Source organism: Dactylosporangium sp. McL0621 (assembly GCF_049995355.1).
Taxonomy (GTDB): domain Bacteria; phylum Actinomycetota; class Actinomycetes; order Mycobacteriales; family Micromonosporaceae; genus Dactylosporangium.
In genome coordinates this window covers 4,488,471-4,507,937 of record NZ_CP188259.1, presented here as the reverse complement: position 1 = coordinate 4,507,937, position 19,467 = coordinate 4,488,471, and the positions used below count along the sequence as shown (strand labels likewise).

At 69.6% G+C, this 19,467-nt stretch carries 22 protein-coding genes; 11 read left to right on the top strand and 11 right to left on the bottom strand.

The window, feature by feature from the left end:
• The first annotated feature begins 29 nt into the window (after positions 1-29).
• A complete protein-coding gene (locus ACPPVO_RS21455) occupies positions 30-257 on the top strand; it encodes a hypothetical protein (RefSeq protein WP_426512985.1) in 228 nt (75 codons plus the stop codon).
• Between the two features lie 222 nt (positions 258-479).
• Here the strand turns inward: ACPPVO_RS21455 and ACPPVO_RS21450 are convergent, their stop codons facing one another.
• Both ACPPVO_RS21450 and ACPPVO_RS21445 read right to left on the bottom strand, forming a co-directional pair.
• A complete protein-coding gene (locus tag ACPPVO_RS21450) occupies positions 480-1,178 on the bottom strand; it encodes a DivIVA domain-containing protein (protein ID WP_426512984.1) in 699 nt (232 codons plus the stop codon).
• Between the two features lie 984 nt (positions 1,179-2,162).
• On the bottom strand, positions 2,163-2,297 hold the full coding sequence (locus ACPPVO_RS21445; RefSeq protein WP_426512983.1) for a hypothetical protein: 135 nt from the start codon (positions 2,295-2,297) through the stop codon (positions 2,163-2,165).
• A 215-nt stretch (positions 2,298-2,512) separates the two neighbouring features.
• Here ACPPVO_RS21445 and ACPPVO_RS21440 point away from each other — a divergent pair, with 215 nt between their 5' ends.
• Positions 2,513-2,677, top strand: coding sequence for a hypothetical protein (locus ACPPVO_RS21440; RefSeq protein WP_426512982.1), 165 nt, complete (start codon positions 2,513-2,515; stop codon positions 2,675-2,677).
• A gap of 76 nt (positions 2,678-2,753) precedes the next feature.
• On the opposite strand, the gene ACPPVO_RS21435 is transcribed toward ACPPVO_RS21440, so the two are convergent.
• A complete protein-coding gene (locus ACPPVO_RS21435) occupies positions 2,754-3,917 on the bottom strand; it encodes an IS110 family transposase (RefSeq protein WP_426512981.1) in 1,164 nt (387 codons plus the stop codon).
• 293 nt (positions 3,918-4,210) lie between these two features.
• Entirely contained in the window at positions 4,211-4,789 is a 579-nt protein-coding gene (locus ACPPVO_RS21430) for a hypothetical protein (protein ID WP_426512980.1), read from the bottom strand.
• Positions 4,790-5,417: 628 nt separating this feature from the next.
• On the opposite strand from ACPPVO_RS21430, the gene ACPPVO_RS21425 reads away from it, so the two are divergent.
• Positions 5,418-6,077 carry a DUF952 domain-containing protein gene (locus tag ACPPVO_RS21425; RefSeq protein WP_426512979.1) on the top strand — a complete coding sequence of 220 codons (660 nt, stop codon included), beginning with the start codon at positions 5,418-5,420 and terminating at the stop codon, positions 6,075-6,077.
• 176 nt (positions 6,078-6,253) lie between these two features.
• Here ACPPVO_RS21425 and ACPPVO_RS21420 read toward each other — a convergent pair whose 3' ends face one another.
• Together ACPPVO_RS21420 and ACPPVO_RS21415 are read right to left on the bottom strand one after the other, a co-directional pair.
• Positions 6,254-6,388, bottom strand: coding sequence for a hypothetical protein (locus tag ACPPVO_RS21420; protein WP_426512978.1), 135 nt, complete (start codon positions 6,386-6,388; stop codon positions 6,254-6,256).
• 132 nt (positions 6,389-6,520) lie between these two features.
• Complete coding sequence (locus tag ACPPVO_RS21415) at positions 6,521-6,757, bottom strand: hypothetical protein (protein WP_426512977.1); 237 nt, start codon at positions 6,755-6,757, stop codon at positions 6,521-6,523.
• Positions 6,758-6,872: 115 nt separating this feature from the next.
• Between ACPPVO_RS21415 and ACPPVO_RS21410 the strand changes: the two genes are divergently transcribed.
• A complete protein-coding gene (locus tag ACPPVO_RS21410; protein ID WP_426512976.1) occupies positions 6,873-7,157 on the top strand; it encodes a hypothetical protein in 285 nt (94 codons plus the stop codon).
• 101 nt (positions 7,158-7,258) lie between these two features.
• On the opposite strand, the gene ACPPVO_RS21405 is transcribed toward ACPPVO_RS21410, so the two are convergent.
• Positions 7,259-7,849, bottom strand: coding sequence for a transposase (locus ACPPVO_RS21405; protein WP_426512975.1), 591 nt, complete (start codon positions 7,847-7,849; stop codon positions 7,259-7,261).
• 99 nt (positions 7,850-7,948) lie between these two features.
• Here ACPPVO_RS21405 and ACPPVO_RS21400 point away from each other — a divergent pair, with 99 nt between their 5' ends.
• The gene (locus tag ACPPVO_RS21400; RefSeq protein WP_426512974.1) at positions 7,949-8,563 is read left to right on the top strand and encodes a hypothetical protein; all 615 of its coding nucleotides are present in this window, start codon (positions 7,949-7,951) and stop codon (positions 8,561-8,563) included.
• 206 nt (positions 8,564-8,769) lie between these two features.
• Here ACPPVO_RS21400 and ACPPVO_RS21395 read toward each other — a convergent pair whose 3' ends face one another.
• Positions 8,770-9,114 (bottom strand): hypothetical protein, encoded by a 345-nt coding sequence (locus ACPPVO_RS21395; RefSeq protein WP_426512973.1) that lies wholly within the window; start codon positions 9,112-9,114, stop codon positions 8,770-8,772.
• 177 nt (positions 9,115-9,291) lie between these two features.
• Here ACPPVO_RS21395 and ACPPVO_RS21390 point away from each other — a divergent pair, with 177 nt between their 5' ends.
• From ACPPVO_RS21390 to ACPPVO_RS21375, 4 genes are all read left to right on the top strand, one after another.
• Complete coding sequence (locus ACPPVO_RS21390) at positions 9,292-10,554, top strand: hypothetical protein (protein ID WP_426512972.1); 1,263 nt, start codon at positions 9,292-9,294, stop codon at positions 10,552-10,554.
• A 373-nt stretch (positions 10,555-10,927) separates the two neighbouring features.
• A complete protein-coding gene (locus ACPPVO_RS21385) occupies positions 10,928-12,319 on the top strand; it encodes a cytochrome P450 (protein ID WP_426512971.1) in 1,392 nt (463 codons plus the stop codon).
• Between the two features lie 257 nt (positions 12,320-12,576).
• Positions 12,577-12,774 (top strand): hypothetical protein, encoded by a 198-nt coding sequence (locus ACPPVO_RS21380; RefSeq protein WP_426512970.1) that lies wholly within the window; start codon positions 12,577-12,579, stop codon positions 12,772-12,774.
• 124 nt (positions 12,775-12,898) lie between these two features.
• Positions 12,899-13,324, top strand: a complete 426-nt coding sequence (locus ACPPVO_RS21375) for a hypothetical protein (RefSeq protein WP_426512969.1) — start codon at positions 12,899-12,901, stop codon at positions 13,322-13,324.
• A gap of 174 nt (positions 13,325-13,498) precedes the next feature.
• Here the strand turns inward: ACPPVO_RS21375 and ACPPVO_RS21370 are convergent, their stop codons facing one another.
• The 3 genes from ACPPVO_RS21370 to ACPPVO_RS21360 form a co-directional block, all read right to left on the bottom strand.
• Positions 13,499-13,678, bottom strand: coding sequence for a hypothetical protein (locus ACPPVO_RS21370; protein WP_426512968.1), 180 nt, complete (start codon positions 13,676-13,678; stop codon positions 13,499-13,501).
• Positions 13,679-13,918: 240 nt separating this feature from the next.
• Positions 13,919-16,402: a glycoside hydrolase family 65 protein gene (locus ACPPVO_RS21365; RefSeq protein ID WP_426512967.1), complete on the bottom strand. Its 2,484-nt coding sequence runs from the start codon at positions 16,400-16,402 to the stop codon at positions 13,919-13,921.
• 416 nt (positions 16,403-16,818) lie between these two features.
• Positions 16,819-17,331, bottom strand: a complete 513-nt coding sequence (locus ACPPVO_RS21360) for a hypothetical protein (RefSeq protein ID WP_426512966.1) — start codon at positions 17,329-17,331, stop codon at positions 16,819-16,821.
• Between the two features lie 86 nt (positions 17,332-17,417).
• On the opposite strand from ACPPVO_RS21360, the gene ACPPVO_RS21355 reads away from it, so the two are divergent.
• Together ACPPVO_RS21355 and ACPPVO_RS21350 are read left to right on the top strand one after the other, a co-directional pair.
• Entirely contained in the window at positions 17,418-18,119 is a 702-nt protein-coding gene (locus tag ACPPVO_RS21355; protein ID WP_426512965.1) for a response regulator transcription factor, read from the top strand.
• Positions 18,116-19,414 carry a sensor histidine kinase gene (locus ACPPVO_RS21350; RefSeq protein WP_426512964.1) on the top strand — a complete coding sequence of 433 codons (1,299 nt, stop codon included), beginning with the start codon at positions 18,116-18,118 and terminating at the stop codon, positions 19,412-19,414. The genes ACPPVO_RS21355 and ACPPVO_RS21350 overlap by 4 nt, the downstream gene beginning before the upstream one ends.
• Positions 19,415-19,467: the final 53 nt, after the last annotated feature.

Sequence of the window (19,467 nt, the reverse complement as noted above, 5' to 3'; positions counted from 1 at the left end):
GCTCGACGTCAGGCAGTAGTCAACGTCAGGTGCTGCATGGCGATCTGTCTGCAGACGGCGCTCAACGGCTGCCCCTGATCCTCATCCACCAGGACGGCGGCGACCGTCAGCAAGGGCTGCGACTTCCGCTCGATCGGATCGGCATATTGTCCGGCCGGTGGACAGGCGAACGGCACGATTACCACGAGGGCGCAGTCCTCGTCCTGACCGACCCGAAGGACAACGAGTTCTGCACCATGCAGTACTACCGGGTGTGATCCCGTCAGGCCTTTTGACCGGGCAGATGAGACCTGCTGATGGTGTCAGACGCATAGTCGTCGTTGCATGCTTGATCACCAACGGCCGCCGGAGTCCGGAGGCCGTCGACACACACTCATCTGCCGCTGTTCGGCGCGATCCGTAGCGGCCACGCTGCACCGCTTCCGTGCAACCCTACGCGGGGATGCGCCGTCTCAAGCATAATCCAGGAAAGTGTGCTCTTACATCTGCCCCAGCTCGGCGAGGAGTTGTCGTAGGTACAGGTCGACCTGGTCCTGCCGATAGCCGCGCGGCGCGGTCGGCAGCTCGGCCCGCCGCAGCGCGGCTATGGCAGCGGTACGGCCGGAACCTTCGGGATCGTCGTGGATAGCACGGTGGACGCGGTTGAGCAGCCGGTCCACGATGTCGGCCCGGTACCCGGGCATGGCGTAGCAGAATTCAAGTGGCGGCTCCGGCCGTGCGGCGACAGCGGCTTCCGCTGCGGGAAAGGGGACAGCGGGCGCACGCCGGCGCAGCCGCGGCCCGGCGATGCCCATCACCACGACGCCGACGGTCACCATGACCGGCGGCAAGAGCTCGTGGCGGTAATCGCTGACCAGGCCAGTGCCGGTGACGACGCTCTCGGGATCGTCGCGGTCCACGTACACCGTGATGGTCTCACCCTTGGCCACGCCGGCGTCGCCGGACGTCGATCCCAGCCCGACCCGGTGCGTCACGCCGTCGATCTGGTACCTGACCTGGACCCACGCCCCGCCGGTCTTCGCGCTGCCCCAAGTGCCGACCCACTCGACGACGGCGACGACAGGCACACCCTCGCGCACCCGCCGCTCGGAGCCGGTGTACCGGTCGACGGCGGCCGCAATCCCGAGCACGACCAGCGCGGCCCCAGCGATCAGGAAGCCGAGTGCCACTCGCCGCATCGCCCGCCTCCGCACCACATCGTCCTCGCCGCCGACCGGCTCCCAGAGACCGTGGTGGTCGTGCTCGCCCGGCACTAGCTGAGAGGCGGCATCCAAAATTGTCCCACCCGCAGGCCGCGGCGCAGACGGCCGCGGCGAGCGCGGCGCCACCCGCGGTCAGGGCGAGCACTTGGCGGCCGATGGCGCGGCGCTGCGGGAGTGCGGCGGCGGGTTCCAGGGCGGTGACGGTCCGCGACGTGGGGATGGAGATGGCGTTGCGCGGGGCGTAGAAGCCCATGACGGCGAAGTACAGCAGCCGCAACCCGATGCCGTAGGCGGCAACGACGGCCACGCCGGAGCGGCTCACCTCGGCGATGAGAACGAGGGCGCCGGTCCTGCGGACGAGGAAGCCCCCGGCGGGTCGGGGCGCCGGCGCGGGTGACGACGATGCCGACGGTTGCTGCCGCTGACCGGCCACCCGCGCCACGGCTGGGTCGAGGGCACGTTCGACAAGCTGCAGGAGCGCTGCCGGCAATCCCGCCAGCAGCGCACTTTCACGCCGGCGTAAGACCAGGACGACATCCGGACGGTGTTCGGTGGCTGACCGCTACACCGTGCGTAACCGGCGGTCCCCCGGAGATGCGCGCGGACGCGGACCGAACGTCGGAGCGATCACGGTTCGGCCTCTGCCGGATCGGCCCGAAACCGGCGACAGCAGCGATCGCCCGTGCCCGGGCGGCACCAACCCGATCACTTGCGATTGGAACCCCGGTGTTCCCGTCCTGCCTCGCCAGCAAAACGCATTCCAGGTGCTACCTGTGCAAGAGGGGATTGCATGCGCACATCTGCCGCCGATCGCGCACCGACCGGCTGAGGGGCCTACCGATGCCGCCTATGCCGAAGGTTGATCTTTACTCGGCGATGGTCGAGGCTGGCCGGACTCTTACCGGCTCGCCCGGACCCAGGCCATGCAGGCATCGATCAGCTCGCGGACCGGCTGAACCGTCACGACGGCGGTTGCAGATCCACCACGACGACCTGCTCTGACTGGTAGGCGTTCAGATCCGCCAGCACCCAGTCTTCCCCGGCGCGGATCCGGTGGAACCGGAACGTGCCGTTACTTCGGTTGGTCGCCACCACGCACCGCACTGGAACCGGACCTTGCTTGCAAGCCGGCCGCCAGCCGGCAGACCTCAAACGCGAACGCCACACCGTGCCGCAACAGCACCACCTGATCGGCATCCGAGATCAAGGGCAGAGGGCCGCTCCCCAACGACGTTGACCGTGACGACGTCGAGGACCTTCTCACGGCGGTGCTTGGTGCGGACGGCGAAGTGACCGGGGCCGGAGTCGGCATGGGGGGCTGGAACCTCGATGTCGAACTGACGGTCGGCGATGGTGCTGCCGCAGGCGTGGTGTTGCGGTTGGCGGTCGCACTGGTAGAGCAGGGGCTCGGTTCGGTCGAGCTTCGCCCGGAGGGCAAGGAAGCTGGGATGTCGGCTCTGAGCTTCGTCGAGTGACCCGACCGCGGCGCGGCGGTATTCGCCTGGCTGCCGCAGTCCCGGATTGGACGCCCGCATCTGGCGCCCCTCTTTGTCAAGCGGCGTCGGCGTTTAGTGTTCTAGGGTGGTGGTCGGCGGGTCCGGGAAGTGACTGTTCCGAAGTGCTGGCCTCGGGGTTTGGGTCAGCCGCGCTGGATTGCAGAGTCGCTCCCGGTTGTCCTCCCCGGCCCGTCTCCAGCTGCTGGATATCGCGGAGCATGTGCCGGTAGACCACGTCGGACAGCCGTCGTTTCAATGCCCGGATGGCTTCCATCGCTGTCTTGCCTTGGGCGAGGCGGCGTCGGTAGTAGGCACGGCCTGGGGTGTCGTGGCGGAGTTGGACGATGGCCATGATGTGCAGGACGCGGTTGATGCGCCGGTTCCCGGCCCTGGACAGGCGGTGGCGTTGCTGGTCGCCGGAGGAGGCGTCCAGGGGTGCGGTGCCGTTCCAGGAGGCGAAGTGTCCGCGGCTGGTGAAGCGGCGGATGTCGCCGATGTCGCCGATCAGGCGGGCGGCGCCGGATGGTCCGATGCCGTTGAGCTCGAGCAGGCTGCTGCCGCTGTCTTTGACCAGGTCGGTCAGTTCCTGCTTCGCCGCTTTGATCTTCTTGTCGATCTGGACCAGCTCGCCGACGAGTTCGGACGCCAGCCGGCGGCGGGTCCGCCCGACGAGGTCACGCGGTCGGATGGTGGCCAGCAGTGCGCGGGCCTGGTCGGCGGACAGGAACGTCTTGGCTCCGCCGGGCAGCAGTTCCAGCAGGAGCTTGTGGATGCGGTTGACCAGGTCGGTGCGTGCCCGGCCGAGCTCGTCGCGGCGGTCGACGAGCAGCCGCAACACCACCGTTTCGTCGTCGGCGACGATGTGCCGCAATCCCTTGGCGCGCAACGCTGCAACGGCCACGCTGTGCGCGTCGACGGGGTCGGTCTTGCGGCCATGGCCGGTGGCGAACACCCGGGCCCGGGCGGACAGTTTCGGGGGCACGTCCACGACGGTTTCGCCGTCGGCGACCAGGCGCTGCGCGATGTGCCGGCCGATGCCGTTGCAGCCTTCCACTGCCCAGATCCGCTCCGGGTGACGTCGGCCGGCGGCGAGCATCGCCCGGTAGCCGTCCCGGTCAGTGCCGAACCGGCCACCCGCCAGGACCGTTTCCCGGTCGTCGATGATCTCGATCGTTGCCGACCGTTTGTGCGGATCCATCCCGATGATGACGCGCCCCACATGTTCCTCCTCGCTGTGACCGAACCGGGTTCAGCGAGGAGGGCAACGCTACTTTGAGCTGGGCAGTCCCCTCTGGAGCCACTCCACGCCGCGGTGACCGGCAGGGTGCATGCCAGATGAGAGCCACGCCCCAACCACAGACGGGCAGCCGCTGAATGAGAGCGACCCCACCGATCACCTCGACCAAGCCTGGCCGGGCTGCGGTCGTAGATCTAGTAAATAAGTAGCCGCTGACGGTGCGGTGATGTCGTAGCGGCATAACCCACGAGGAGCGGTACAGGGCGCCCATGGCGCTAGCTGTGGTAGGGACCGCCAGGCTGTGTCTGGGCGTGGGCCACGAAGTCGCGGACCCTACGAATGTCGGGAACGTCCCACAGGACCGGGGTCAGGGACGGCTCGCTGGACCAGGCGCGCCACCCCTGCCGGCGCCCACCGGTGAAGACGTCTGCGACGCCCGGAAACCCACCGAACGCCAGGCTTCCGGATCCGTCCGGCTCCTGCGTGATGACCGGTGGCGGCAATGCGTGCAGGTACTCTGTACGCAGCCGGCTGCCCGACCATCCGCTGTGGACCAGGACCCGGCGGTCGGTGATCGTGTACCGCGTGCGCCGGGACGAGACGGCCCGCACGACGAACCGTCCGGCCACCACATAGAGGCCGACCAGCACGAAAGCCGCACCCCACAGCACGAAGAAGAACGGTGCGCCGCTGAACAGCACGCCGCTCTCCCAGAACACCGCCAACCCGCACCACAGGAGACTGATCGGCACGAGCAGGACGTCGGCACGCCGGAACACCCGGTGCCGCACCGGACGGCCATCCCAAACGATGCGCTCACCCGGCAGCAAAGAGGTCTCCACGCCCTGCATCATGCTCCCCCCGCGCAAAACTGTTGACGGTTGACCGACGAGCAGCCGTGGCCCACTCCACCGGCTCCCGAGCAGCGATCTTGGCTACCGCATCTGCCGCCGATCGTTCGCGCTCGGTCGTGCGCGATCGTCGCATTGCGTGAGGCTCCCGAAAATCGATGGTGGCGTAGGCCCCGGGCTCGAGGATGGCGAAGGGGCGGGCCGAGGCCGGCTCGGATGGCTGGGAGCCCGTAGACCGCTCGGCTCGCAGATATAACGACTCGCGGGCGGAGCGCCGTCAATCTCTTCACGCTCGTCGCGGCCGAGGAATTCGGCCGCGGCTGGACGTGAGGGTTTGTGGTGGTCGGCAGGTGGCCGGCCGGTGCATGGCAAGCTGTGCGCCATGAGGACGGCAGCGGTATCGGCGGTGGCGCGGGGCCGGTGTCGCGAGCGTGGCGGCGGCCCTCGGGGTCGGGTGGGCGATCGTGGCGCCGGCGCCGGCGCCGTGCGACAGCGATCTCGTGTGCTTTCCGGAGCTGGGGCCGTTGATCCACGCCGTGCTGGCGTTCCCGGTCGTCGTCGCGGTCGTGGGGCCGCTTGCGGGCCGCCTGCTTCGCGTGCCGCGACCATGGTGGCTTGCGGCGCCGGCGGTGTGGGCGGTGTGCTGGCGTGCGCCGGGCTCGGGCCGCCCGATGGGCTGCGGTTCTGGCCGTTCAACAGCGTCCTCAGCTGCTTCGCGATCCTACTGGTGCCGTACGGGTTGATCGCGTGGTGGACGTCGCGGCCGGTGCCGGCCGTGTCGGTGGCCCCCGCGCCGCTCTACAAGATCCTGTTGCTGGCGGAGTGGGCGGAGCTGGGCGAGTCGGGTCGCTTCGAGGGCTCGCCGCTGGACCGCGCGAGCGGGTACATCCACCTCTGCACTCGCGCTCAGGCCGCGGCGGTCGCCAAGCGCCGCTTCGCCGGCGCCGGGCCGCTGATGGTCGTGGCCGTGCGCGCGGACGCGTTCGGCGAGCGGCTGCGGTGGGAGATGCTGCCCGGCGGGCGGCAGTACCCGTACCTGGACGGACCGCTCACCGCCGACGCCATCGTGGGCCTCTACCAGGTTGAGGGCGCAGAGGCCGTCGACGCCATGCTTGCCGCAGCACGGCGCCGAGGCCCCGGACGGTCGGGCGGTGGCCTCGCGGAGCACCGATCAATAGGCCGACGTCGGTCGGGCCTCATCGGCGAGGCCGGGTTTGCGGTGACCTTCATGATCGCCGTCGCCGCCCAGACCATCTCCGACGCCATCGTCGGCAAACTCCAAGGCTGCTGACCCTTCACCGTACGGTCGGTCACCGTACAGCCGGGCGGCTCACCCGGACCGCCCGGCCCGTGCAGGAGTAGCCGTCGTGTACCTCGATCACGTTTCTATGCCGCCGGTCGGGCTTGGCTGGCTGTGTGGCTGTCACACTTGGTAGGCCATGCACGCCGATAGTCCCCGGTCGGACATCATCGCGGATCACTCTCGCCGGCGGACGACTGGAACGACGGTTCCTTGGTCCAGGGCTCGTCCGGCCCGGCCCGGTAGGCGCTCTCGCCGGGCTCGAGGTCGAGCACGTCGAGCAACGTGAGGTCGTGCTCCACGGCGTGGTGAAGGTGACTGAGCTTGCCCGTTGCGGGGTCGGCGTCGCTCGGGCCGATAAGTTGCCAGACTCCGTCGTCGGAGTCGTGGCTGACATACAAGATCGGCTCTGTCCGTGCGAAGACCTCACCGGTCTAAATGCTGGTCGTACCCAGCAGCCAGTGCTTCGCGTGGAAGCTGGCGCCGCCGGGGTTCCCGGCCCCGATCCCTACAGTGAGCCGTGCGACGTGGTGCTCGGACCCGGTCGTCCAGCCGAACGCGTACGACGCGAGCTCACCGTGCGGCCCGACGAATTCACCGAGGGCTCGCCGCTCTATACCTATTGCGACTTGCGTCTCGGTTAGCCTGCCCTCGATCACCTTCACGTTCACGCGGCCAACCTACAACAGAGCCCAGCCCCAGGCTGTGAACGTAGCCGCGATCGGCTTGCCCTGGACCGGCGCTTAACGGGCCGGCGGGTAGGACGGCACCGCCTATGATCGATCGGTGTTCATCGAGGTAATCGGCAGACGGTCGCTCCCCGACGACGTTGACCGCGACGACGTCGAGGACCTTCTCACGGCGGTGCTTGGCGCGGACGGTGAAGTGACCGGGGCCGGGGTCGGCATCGGGGGTTGGAACCTCGATGTCGAACTGGCGGTCGACGATGGTGCTGCCACAGGCGTGGTTCCGCGGTTGGCAGTCGCACTGGTGGAGCAGGGGCTCGGTTGGGTCGAGCTTCGCCCGGAGGGCGAAGGAACTGGGATGCCGGCTCGGAGCCTCGTCGAGTGACCCGACTGCGTCGCGGCGGTACTCGCTTGGCTGCCGCAGGCCCGGATTGGACGCCCGCTTCTGGCGCCCCTCTGTGTCAAGAGACGGCCAGGAGCGGTGTTCTAGCGTGGGTTGTGGCGGGTCCGGGAAGTGGCTTCTCCGAAGTGCCGGCTGTCGGGATTGAGCCGGCCGCGCTGGATTGTAGAGTTGCTCCCGCTTGCCCTCCCGGGCCCGTCCTGACGCGTTTCGCGTCGTGGAGCATCTGCTGGTATACCACATTGGACAGTCGGCGTTTCAGGGCGCGGATGGCTTCCATCGGGCTCTTGCCCGCGGCCGAGTTTGCGCCGGTAGTAGGCGCGGCCTTCGGTGTCGTTGCGGAGCTGGACGATGGCCATGATGTGCAGGACCCGGTTGATGCGCCGGTTCCCGGCTCGGGACAGGCGGTGGCGGCGCTGGTCGCCGGAGGATGCGTCGATGGGTGCGGTGCCGTTCCAGGACGCGAAGTGATCCCGGCTGGCGAAGCGGCTGACGTCGCCGATGTCGCCCAGCAGCCGGGCGGCGCCGGACGGCCCGATCCCGTTGAGCTGCTGCAACGTGCTGCCAGCTGACTCGACCAGCTCGGCCAGTTGGGCGTTCGCGGCTTTGATCTTCTTGTCGATGACGGCGACCTCGGTGATCAGCTCGGAGGCCAGCTGCCGGCGGGTGCGACCCACGATGTCGCGCGGCCGGACCGTTGCGACGGTGTTGACCGACCGTGCATCTTCTTCGGCGCGAGACTTCCGGAGGGCGGGGCCTCTGCCATCATGGTCGGGATGTTCGAACCGGGCTCGCGTTCCAAGCAGATAAGCACCTTCATGCTGCCCGAGGACGAGGCGGTGTTCGGTGAAGCGCTGGCGCCCGCGATCGCCGACCTCGGGCAGTGGCAGACCCACGACCAGCGGGCTCGGACCATCACGTTGCACGGCTCGCTGCCGGACGCGATGCGCCACGACCGAACGCAGGCGTTCCTACGGCTGTTTGGCCGCGACGGTGACACCGAGGGCCCCATAATCCAGTACCTGCACACCACCGTGGTGACCACGGACGAGGCCGTCCTCACCGACACCGGCGGCCGATACCGGGCGACGACGGAGCGGCCGGAGTCGATGGCGCCGGGTCGGCTGGCGTTCAAGTGGTTTCCTGAGGACGAAGCCGATTGCGTACGGCGGGACTTCGCCGCGATGGCCAGTACGGCCTGGAAGGCGCTGCGGGCGGTCACTTCGCCGCACATTGAGACCTTCGAGGGCAAGCCACTCCGGCGGTACCGAATCGGCCCGGCCGCAAAGGCGTGGGCACTCGACCGCCCGAACCTGCTTCTGCATGACTACGCGTTACGTCTGAGGATTCGCCCGGTCCGCCGTACCTCAGACGTCCTCGGCGCTGGCTAATCCGGCACGGCCGCCACCCGGCCGGTGGGCGTCCACCAGCGGTCAAGGTCCAAAACGGGCCTGGAACTGCTGGGCCCAAGGTCAGGTGCGTGGTCATGCCGCCGGCGGTGCGTGACGCCTTATCAAGTTGGCTGCAGGTGCTCGGCGGCGCGGTCGAGCGGTGCGACGGTGCACTGATCTGGGATGAACGCTGTGGTCATGGTCGTTCACCACAGTGCCGCCTGATCGGGGTGCAAGACGATGCGGTGCCGCTCGGCGGCGTCGGCCTGCTCGCGGCTCCACGACTCGGGCCCCCACCTGAGCGCCGGCCTTGCCCACACGTCAGAGGAATCGCCCGTCAGCCAGGCGCTGAACCACTCCGACAGGGTCAAGTGCAGTTTGCAGTGCTCCTCCTGGTCCGACCACCACATCTGACCGTGCGGGTGACGGCAGTCCAGCAACGCCCACATCGCGCAGCCGAAGTCGCAGAAGAACACCACACCACGCGGTGGCGGTGGACGCTCACCCGGCTCGAACCCGGCGGCCAGAAACTCCAAATATCCGTCGATCATGGGGATGCAGGACGTGCCGTGCGTCAAGCCTTCGATCCCGCTGCCGGGTCCGATCCCACCGTCGGCGAGCTCGCGGTCTGCCGGACGATCACGTCAACCGCGTTGCCCGTGCGGCGTACTTTCGCGCACCGTACTCATGCCGATGTATCAAGATGGCCCCGTTGGGCTCCGTAGGAAATGAAGCTTCGTTTCACCGCCCGATTTCTGATCGGGGTCGCCACCGCCATCGCGGTCACCGTAGCGGCCTCGGCCGCCGCGACGGCCGCCCCGACCTCGCCGGGGCCAGCCCCGATCACCACCACGCCGGCCGCTGGGTTCTCGACATCCGTGCCGGGCGGGTTCCGGTCCTGGGGACAGGTCATGGAGATGCAGCACCGGATGAACGCCGCCGCCAGCCAGATCGCCGCGGCCCACAGCGACGGGTACGCCGGGATCATCGCCGCTCCGGAAAACCACGAACTGCGCGTGTACTGGAAGGGCCAGCCGCCGGCCGCGATCGATGGCCTGTTCGCCACGTTACGAGCAACAGTGCCGATCCGGGTCCTGCCAGCCGCGTACAGCCAGAAGGAGATGCTGGCCGAAGCGAACCGGCTAGCCGTCGAGCCAGGCGTCTCCTCGGTCGCGCCGAACGCCGACGGCACCGGCCTGAGCATATCGCTCCGAAGCACCGCCCTGGTCGCCTCGGCCCAGCTGAACACCACGATGAAGGTCGACCGCACGTACGCCGACCCGACCTCGATGTCGTATTCGCGGGAGAACGACATCGCGCCCTACTACGGCGGTGGTGACGTCTCGATCGTGGGCGGGGACTGCTCGACCGGCTTCGCAATATGGCATGCCGGCGTCACCAGCATGCTGACCGCCGGCCACTGCGCGAACAACGGCGACGCCGCCTACGACGGCGCGTTCCGCTTCATGGGCGTCGTCAGCGGCGTCGACAAGGCTCATGACACGGCCGTGATCAACACGCCCTCCGCCGGTCGGGTATGGGACGGCGGCGCCGCCGGCCGCGGGCCAACCGAATTCACCAAACCGGTATGGGGCGTGGAGAGCAGCTGGGTCGGCAACTGGGAATGCATGTCCGGCGCACGCTCCGGCGCGGTCTGCAGCATTCAGATCCGGGCAATCAACGTGACAGTCAGCTTCGCCGACCTGGGCGGCTACCCCATCTATCAGCAGGTCATCGCCGAGCAGACCGGCCACTCCGGCGCCGCCGGCAACGGCGACAGCGGCGGCCCGGTCTTCGACCTGTCAGCCGACTGGACCGGCGACTACGCGATGGGCACCATCACCGGCGGCGACTCACTCAGCGCCCCGGCGACCTGCCAAGGCCAGCCAGGCAGCATCTACGTTCCGAGACGCGCCTGCTCATGGCGGGTGTACTACGCCGACATCACCTACACCCTGCCGCGCTACAACTCCGAAATCCGCTACGGCTGACCCCTGGAAGGCCGTCGCCGGCGGACCCGCCGTCGAGGTCGACGAGCCGGGCGCGCAGCACCGCGTCCGGGGGTGAGCCGGCGCAGCCGGCCAGGTGTGCAGCCAGCCGAACACCCTCACCGCACTCAAGTACGAAGTGCAAGACGGCTGACCACGTCAACAGTCGTCTTTGTAGCCAGTTGGGGAAAGCAAGGGTGTGGTTCGCGATGTGAGGTACCTGGGCCAGCCGCCGTCACGGACGACTGAGGACCGGCCGTCAGGCAGCCGATAGGTGGGCATGGACACACTGGCGGGCGGGGCGGGGGTTGAACGTGGTCGATGGCGGTGCCGTGGAGAGGGGTGGAACGGCACCCTCCGACCCGAAGGACGCATCATGTCCAGCACGACCGCCCGGCTACCCCGGGCCCTGCCCCTCCTCGGCCACGCCGTGTCGCTCATGCGCGACCCCCTGGCGTTCGTGTCCACCGCCCGTTCGCTCGGCCCGATCGTGCCGATCCGGCTCGGCCCGTCCGCCGCCTACCTGGTCAACGACCCCGCGCTGGTGCGGCAGGTGCTGGTCGGCGACGCCAAGCGCTACGCCAAGGGCGTGCAGTTCGACAAGCTCCGGCCCATCCTCGGCAACGGGCTTGTGACCGTCCCGAGCGGTGAGGAGCACCGGCGCAACCGGCGGCTCGTGCAGTCCGCGTTCCACCACAGCCGCATCGCCGGCTACGCGATGACGATGCGCGATCTCGCCGAGGCGAAAGCGGCGTCATGGCGCGACGGGCAGCAGCTGGCCATGGACCGGGAGCTGACCGAGCTGACCATGCGGGTCGTCGGGCGGACGCTCTTCAGCACCGAGCTCGGCGACGAGGTCGTGGAAGAGGTCCTGCGCTCGATGCCGACGGTGCTCGGCGGGCTCACCCGTCGCTCGCTCGGCCCGGCAGTGCTCGACCGTCTGCCGACGGCCAGCAACCGCCGGTTCGATCAGGCCAACCGGCGCCTCCGCGACGTCGTCGACCGCATCATCGGCGACTACCGCCGGCTCGCCGCCGACCACGGTGACATGGTGTCGATGCTGATGCTGGCCCGCGACGCCGACACCGGTGAGGGGCTCAGCGACGCGCAGATCCGCGACGAGATCATCACCATGCTGATCGCCGGTACCGAGACCACCGCCCTGGTCCTGTCCTGGGTGCTGTACGAGCTGGGCCGCCGGCCCGACCTCGAGACCCTCCTGCACGCCGAGGTGGAAACCGTCCTGGGCGCCGACGAGCTGAGCTTCGAGAGCATCGGCCGGCTTGCGTTCACCCGGCGGCTGGTCAGTGAGACCCTGCGGCTGTACCCGCCGGGCTGGCTCAACACCCGCCGGACCACCGAGCGGGTCACCCTGGGCGGCGTCGAGCTGCCCGCGGGTACCTCCATCCTGATCTCGCCGTACTCGATGCAGCGGGACCCGGCGATCTACGCCGACCCCGACCGCTTCGACCCCGACCGCTGGCTCCCGGAGCGGGTCGCCGACATCCCGCGGCCGGCCTTCATTCCGTTCAGTGCCGGCGCGCGCCAGTGCATCGGCGAGGGCTTCGCCTGGACCGAGGCGGTCGTGGTCCTCGCGACGATCGCGCGGCACTGGCGACTGCTTCCTCTGCCGGGTACCGAGATCCGGACCAAGGCCGGCGCGACGCTGGCCCCGAGCGAGCTGCCGATGGTCACCCTGGCCCGCCGGCCCCTCGTGGGCGGCGTCACTGCCTCGGCGGCGGAGCGGCGAACCGGCGCTCGATCGTGACGGTGGTGCCGGTCGCCGTGGGCACCATCCGGATATCACCCGCGGCCGACATCAGCGTCGAGCCGCGGCCGTAGCCGCCGACCGGTATGCCTGGGCTGCGTCACGCAGGACGTGCATCTCATCAAGCATCAGGAGTTCCAAGCGACAAGTGATTCCGGACTACAGGCCGAGGGATGCGCGGACGGCGAAGACGGCCAGGTTTGCGCACCCGCGCCGGGGGCCGGCAACGGTAGTACGGGAGAGGAAGGGGAAGCGTCATGGCGTCACGGGCGCAGGAGCAGACCCACCCGGTGGCCGTTCCCACGGGCTGGCCCACGCGGCTGGATTGGCAGCGGGCGGACGACCGCAGTCCGGACGACTTTGACCCGGACGAGGAGGGCACGCCGATGATCAATCCGGCCACCGGCCTGGAGTACGGGGAGGTCGACAACTCGCCGCGGGTGCGCCGCAGCTGAACATTCCGGGCGAGCGGATCAGACGACCATTTCCGGCGGGCGCGCACTTGGCAAGACTGCGCAGCATCGTGGGGCGGCGATGTCTCTTCCGTGGTCGCACAGCTGCACTTCAGACCATCGTTGCTTGGCTCACATCGGCGGAGAGCCCGGGGAGCCGCTGGTAATTACCGCCCAGCCCGGCGGCGGGAAGTCGGCGGTACTCTCTCGCATCGCGATGACATTCGGGACGGTGCCGGAAAGCCGGGTTATTGCACTGCGGACTTCCGATGGCCGGCCGGCTGGCCTCGTGCACCTGGCCGATCTCGCTCGCGTCCCCGAACGTCGGCGTGCCGAGCTGCCGGTGCACCGCATCGCAATCCCGTCAGCCGCGACGACGGTCGTCGAGTCGTCGCGGCCGGTCGCCGACGTCGCCGACGCGGTCTCGCGGGTCGGGAGCGCGCTGGTCGTCGACCACGGTGTTCTCGTGGGCCTGCTCTGCGGTGGCGACGTGGCTCGCGCGGTCGAGCGACGCGGCCTGCAACCGGATCGTCCCGATGCTCGCCTTTCATGAGACCGGCACCGGATCAGCCTTACCCGTCGATGACATCGGCAGGCGGGAGGTGCGGGCTCGTCGGCGCCGCGGGCGGTTCGTCGCAACCGACCCGTAGGGCGAGCTGTGGACAGGCGGGAGACTCCAGGAGGCTGCGTAGCCGCGCCCGTGCTCCGGCGGCCTCGACGACCTCGCTCATCGGTGAGGCCGTGTCCCCTCACCGACGGCCGCAAGCCACGCGGCGCTGACCGCTTCGCCGGCCCTGAGCCGGTCGGCGCGGTCATCGCCATCGGTGGCTAGCACGACAAACTCCGCTCCCCCGTCATCGCCGGTGCCGGGATCGAGCATCACCTCGTTGCCGAGGGTGAAAGTCACGCGACGGCACCCGTTCGGCCCGTTGGGGCCGCGACGGGCACATTGTCAGTGTGCTCCGGGCCGCGATGCGTCCACTCGCGTTGCTCGGCACCGTAGAGGTTCATCCCTTGGCCCCGACGCCATGGCCCCCTGAGCGGCGTACCTGGGGAAGCCGAGCTTGGACAGTGCGATGCGGTGCAGGCCTACCCGTTCGGTCTCCGCGACCGTCCGCCGTACGGCAGGGCTGCTCGTCAGTGGCCGTCATTCCGGCCTTCTTACCGCTGCGACGCCCTGGCTGACGGGCGAGGACACTACCCGAGGGCGGGATGCGTTCTTCCCGCCTCGCGGCAGAGGAAACTCGACGACCTCACCCGGGCCGAGCAGGACCGTCTCGCCGCGGCAGCAGACCCGGATCGGCGGCTGTCGGCTCGTGCCGGCCTCAACACGGATGCCCGCGGCGCTGACCCGCAGCGTCAGCGGGTGTTGGCGGTAGCGGATGTCGAACTCGAGGGTGCCGAGGTGGCGGGGCCAGTACGGGTTGAGCAGCAGTGTGTCGTCGCGGGTTTCCAGGCCGGTGAAGCAGCGTTGCAGGAGGTCCACCGATCCCGCCATAGCGGCAAGGTGTACACCTTCGGCGGTTGTTCCGCCCTGGATGTCGGCGAGGTCGCTGTCGAGTACCTCGACGAAGTAGCGCAGTGCTTGGGCGCGGTGGTTGCGGGCCAGCACCCAGGCGTGGACGACGGCGCTGAGGGTCGAACCGTGCGAGGTGCGGGCCAGGTAGTACTCGATGTTCTTCGGGATGGCGTCGGATGGCAGCCGATAGCCGAGCCGGTCGAGTACCTCCGCGAGCTCGTCGGCGGAGAACAGGTAGAAGAGCATCAGCACGTCGGCCTGTTTAGAGGCGGCGTACCGGTTGGGGCTGTCGCCCTCGGACTCCAGGATGCGGTCCAGGCGCCGGATATCGGCGTACCGCCGGCGATAGCCGTCCCAGTCGAGCTCGGAAAGGTCCGCGTATCCTTCGAACTGGTCGATGATCCCGTCCGGCCGGATCGGCACGTACATGCGGCGGGAGATGTCCTCCCATCGCCGTGGCTCGCCCGCGCCGATGTCGATCGTCTCGGCAAGCTCGGCCCGCCGGTCCGGTCGCAGCGTTTCGAGCACGTCGAGTGCGCGGCGCATCAGCCACGCCGTCAGCAGGTTGGTGTAGGCGTTGTTGTCGACTCCCTGCCGTTCGGTGTCCGGATAGCCGGTGTGGAATTCGTCCGGGCCCATCACGCCGCGGATGACGTACCGGTCCCGGCCGTGGTCGTATTCGGCGAGGTCTGCAAAGAAGCGGGTGATCTCGAGTATGAGCTCAGCGCCGTAGCGGCTGAGGAACTCCCGGTCGCCAGTGGCCTGGAAGTGGTGCCAGGCGTTGTACGCCACGGCCAGCCCGACGTGCCGCTGCAGCCGGGTGGTGTCCGTGGTCCACCGGCCGGAGAGCGGGTTGAGATGCAAATGTTGGCTCTCCTCGCGTCCGTCGCTGCCGGACTGCCACGGGTACATCGCACCGCGATGGCCGCCCGCCCGCGCCGCCGCCCGCGCCCACGGCAACCGCCGGTGGCGGTAGCGCAGCAGCGCCCGGCTGAGCGCCGGCATGCGCAGGTTCAGGACCGGAAACACGAACAGCTCGTCCCACAGGACGTGTCCGCGGTACGCCTCGCCGTGCAGTCCACGGGCCGGAATGCCGGCGTCGACGTCGACAGTGTTCTCCGACACGGTTTGCAGAATGTGGAACAGGTGCAGCCGAAGGGCCGGCAAGACCTGTCGCTCCGGCCCTTGCAGTGTGATGCGGAAGCGCCGCCACAGCTGCGCCCACACCTGGGTGTGCTCGTTCAGCACATCGTCGAAGTCAGGCAGCCAGTCGAGCCGCTCCACCGCCGCACCGGCCGGATCGCCGACCGCATTGTCTCGCGACGTGTGGACCGTGACGAGCTTGTCGACGATCACCTGCTGCCCGCGGGACACGTCGACGGTGAAGGTCTGCCCGACCCGGCCGGGAGCCGCGCGGTACACCTCACCCTTCTCGCCGGTGGAACGGCCAGCGGCGCGTACCCGGGTACGGCCCGCCTGAGCAATGCGTATCTGCGACTGCGTCGTCTCCACGAGGCACAGCACGCCCTCCGCCCCGACCGGCTCGGTCCGCAACACGGTCAGATGTTGCTCGGACAGCCCTCGGTACCGCGCGACGCCACGGTTGGCGACCGCGGCGTCGAGATCCGAGCGAACGGTCAGTCTGCCCACCCAGTTTTGCGGGGTCAGCGTGGTCTGCAGTCCACAGACGTGGTTGTGGCGTACGTGTACGAATCGGCGCTGCACCATTGCGGTGATCCGCCCCGCACGGTCACGTATCCGGGCCGTTCGGATCAACAGGCCACGACGTAGATCGAGCTCGTGTCGCTGGTCGACGATCTCCGTTCCGGGCCGGCCCAGCCACGGACCGTCGTCGGCGCGGAACGTCAGCGGCAGCCAGTTCGGCAGGTTCACCAGGCTTTCGTTCTCCACGGTCGAACCGCCCGCACAGTCGGTCAGACGGTTGTAGCAGCCGGCCGCATAGGTGCCGGGATAGTGCACACCACCTGCGTCGTACTCCGGCAGCGCGCCCCTGGTGGCGACGTAACCGTTGCCCAGGGTGCACAGGGCCTCGCGCAGTCCCTCGCGGTCGGGATCGAGCCCGTCGAACCGCACCGTCCACGAGTCGGCCACGCTCGCACCTCTTCCCGCGGTCATCGCCGGCCACCGAACAGCCGGCTTGTTCGCCGTTGACGGTCGTGCCTCCTGCGTCCCGGTACCGGTGAGGCGACCAGACAGGTTGCGCGCCGGACGCGGACCGCCCACGCTGACGCTCTCCTACACGCCTGACCGCTTCGGCGGACCATGCTCCGACCAGGGTCTGTACGGCCCGCCTCCTCGTAGCGTCCAGCGAAGTCCGCCTGCGCGCCGAGCGCGCCTTTGGCCCGGCTGCCCCGGAAATGGCGAACCATGCTGGCATTGCGTACACCGATTGCCCCATGGCGGGCAGGCGGCAGCGGCAGGCCCCGAACGGTGTCATTGGAACATCGCCGGGTGATCCCCGGTGCCCGGCTCACCCAGATCGTTCCGGCCTTTGTGGCCTGGCTGTGTCAGTTGTGGTCTGGGTATGCGCCCTCGTCGTGGAGAGTCGGTATGCCAGCCACGCAGCGGATTTCGATCTCGATCCGGGTATGACCGGCTGCGTTGCGGAAGACGACCTCGACCTCGGCTGCGGGCCCGCGTTCGACGTGCGCCACCTGGTAGCCCTGGGCCGGGCTCCAGGACACAAGGTAGGCACTGCCGCCGGTGCACCGGGCGACCACCGTGCCGCCGCTCGAGGCCAGTGACCGCTGGACACTGCCGGCGCTCGCGGCGGGACGGGCCGGGGTTTCGGTCGGCGGCACTGGTGCGCTCGAGGTGGCCACCAGGCCGTCCGGTGATACGGGGGCGCTGGAGGCCGCTACTGCGTGGGTGAGCGAGTCCGGGGCCAGCTGCTGGGGCGGCCCGGAGGCATTGTCGGGGTTGATCGAGGAGAGCGCAATGAGACTGACGGTGACCGCTGCCGTCGCGCCTGCGCTCCACGCCAGGGCGCTGACGGCGACACGGCGTGCGGTCGGTATCACGAAGCCACCCTGTCACGGCGTTAGATAAGCGGACGCTAAGCAGGGTATAGGTTTTGGCCGCGGCGGCCGACCGGTACCGTGGCGCTGTGGCCCGGATTCTGCTCGTCGAGGACGACGCGGAGATCCGGCGCGCCCTGATCCATGCGCTCGGCGATCTCGGGCACAGCGTGACGACCGCCGGCGAGGGCCTGCGCGGACTGCAGCTGGCGCTGGAGAGCGAACCCGAGCTCGTCGTGCTGGATCTTGGACTGCCCGACGTGGATGGCCGCGACGTGCTGCGGATGCTGCGCACGGTGAGCCAGGTGCCGGTGATCGTGGCGACCGCCCGCGACCAGGAGAGCACGATCGTCGAGGCGCTGAACCGCGGCGCGGACGACTACCTCAGCAAGCCGTTCGGGGCGGCCCAGCTCGACGCGCGGATCCGGGCGGTGCTGCGGCGCAGCGCCGGCGGTCGCGGTGACGCCAGCCAGCCGCTGGTCCTCGGCGGGCTGCGGATCGACCCGGCAGCCCGGGAGGCGCAGCTGGACGGCGCGACGCTGGAATTGACGGCCCGGGAGTTCGACCTGCTCAGCTATCTGGCGACCCGGGCCGGCACGGTGGTGACCAAGCGGGAGCTGATCAACGAGGTGTGGCGGCAACCATACAGCGGCACGGACAAGACCGTCGACGTGCACCTGTCGTGGCTGCGCCGCAAGCTCGGGGAGAACGCCCGAGAGCCGCGTTTCCTGCACACTGTGCGGGGCATCGGGGTGAAGTTCGCGGCCGGTGCGCAACCGCCGACCCGATGAGGCTGCGGCTGGTGCTGGTCGCGGTGGCCACCACGTCACTGGTGCTGGTCGCGTTCCTGGTGCCGCTGGCGATGATGATGCGCTCCGCCGCGGCGGATCGGGCGGTGAACGCCGCGGTGGTCCAGGCCCAGACGGTGGCGCAGCTGGTGACCGGCCTCGACGAGGCGGCGCTGATGGCGACGCTGGATCAGGCGAACGGCGTCGGGCGGTACCGCTTCACCGTCTTCCTGCCCAACGGCCACGTCCTCGGCGTGCCGGCCGCCCGGGATTCGGCGGTCGCACAGGCGGCCGACGGCAGCAGCCTCACCGCGCCGGCCCTCGGCGGGCGGGAGGTGCTGGTCGCGGTCGCGGGCCTGCCCGACGGTACGGCGGTGGTACGCACGTTCGTCAGTAACGCGGACATGCGGCGCGGCGTCGCCCGGGCGTGGCTGGTGCTGGGCGCGCTCGGCTTCGTCCTGCTGGTGGTGAGCGTGCTGGTCGCCAACAACCTGGCGCGGAGCCTGACCCGGCCGTTGTCGGCAGTCGCCGCGGTCGCGCACCGGCTGGCCGGCGGGGACCTCGACGCCCGGGCCGCGGATGCGGGCGCGCCCGAGGTCCGCGAGGTCGGCAGCGGGCTGAACCTGCTGGCCGACCGGATCAGCGCCCTGCTGGCGCGGGAGCGGGAGGCGGCCGCCGACCTGTCCCACCGGCTACGCACGCCGCTGACGGCGCTGCGCATCGACGCCGAGTCGCTGCGTGCCCCGGCCGAGCAGGCCCGGATCACCGCCGGGCTGGACGCGTTGGAACGCACCGTGAACGAGGTGATCCGCGCGGCCCGGCGCCCGGTCGGCCCGCACGACCTGCCGATCTGCGATGCGGCCCAGGTCGTCGCCGAGCGGCTGGAGTTCTGGTCGCCGCTGGCGGACGAGGAGCTGCGGCGGGTCGAGGCGCACCTGGCTGCCGGCCCGATGCCGGTCCAGCTGCGCCGCGACGACCTCTCGGCGTTGGTGGACGCGCTGCTCGGCAACGTCTTCGCGCACACGCCTGAGGGCACAGCCTTCGAGGTACGCCTCGATGCCCGCGTCGGCGGCGGCGCCCGGCTGGTGGTCGCCGACGAGGGGCCTGGGTTCCCCGCGACCGTGCTGCGCCGGCGCGGGCACAGCGGGGCCGACTCGACCGGGCTGGGGCTGGACATCGTCGAGCGCACCGCGGCAACTTCAGGTGGCATGGTCGCGCCCGGGCGGGCGCCCGGCGGCGGCGCCGTGATCGTCATCGAACTCGGCCCGCCCCCGGGCGCAACGCTAACTGCTCGCTAAGCGGCCCATAAGTCTGCGTTAGTCGCCGGATTTGTCCGCTTGGCCGGGCTGTC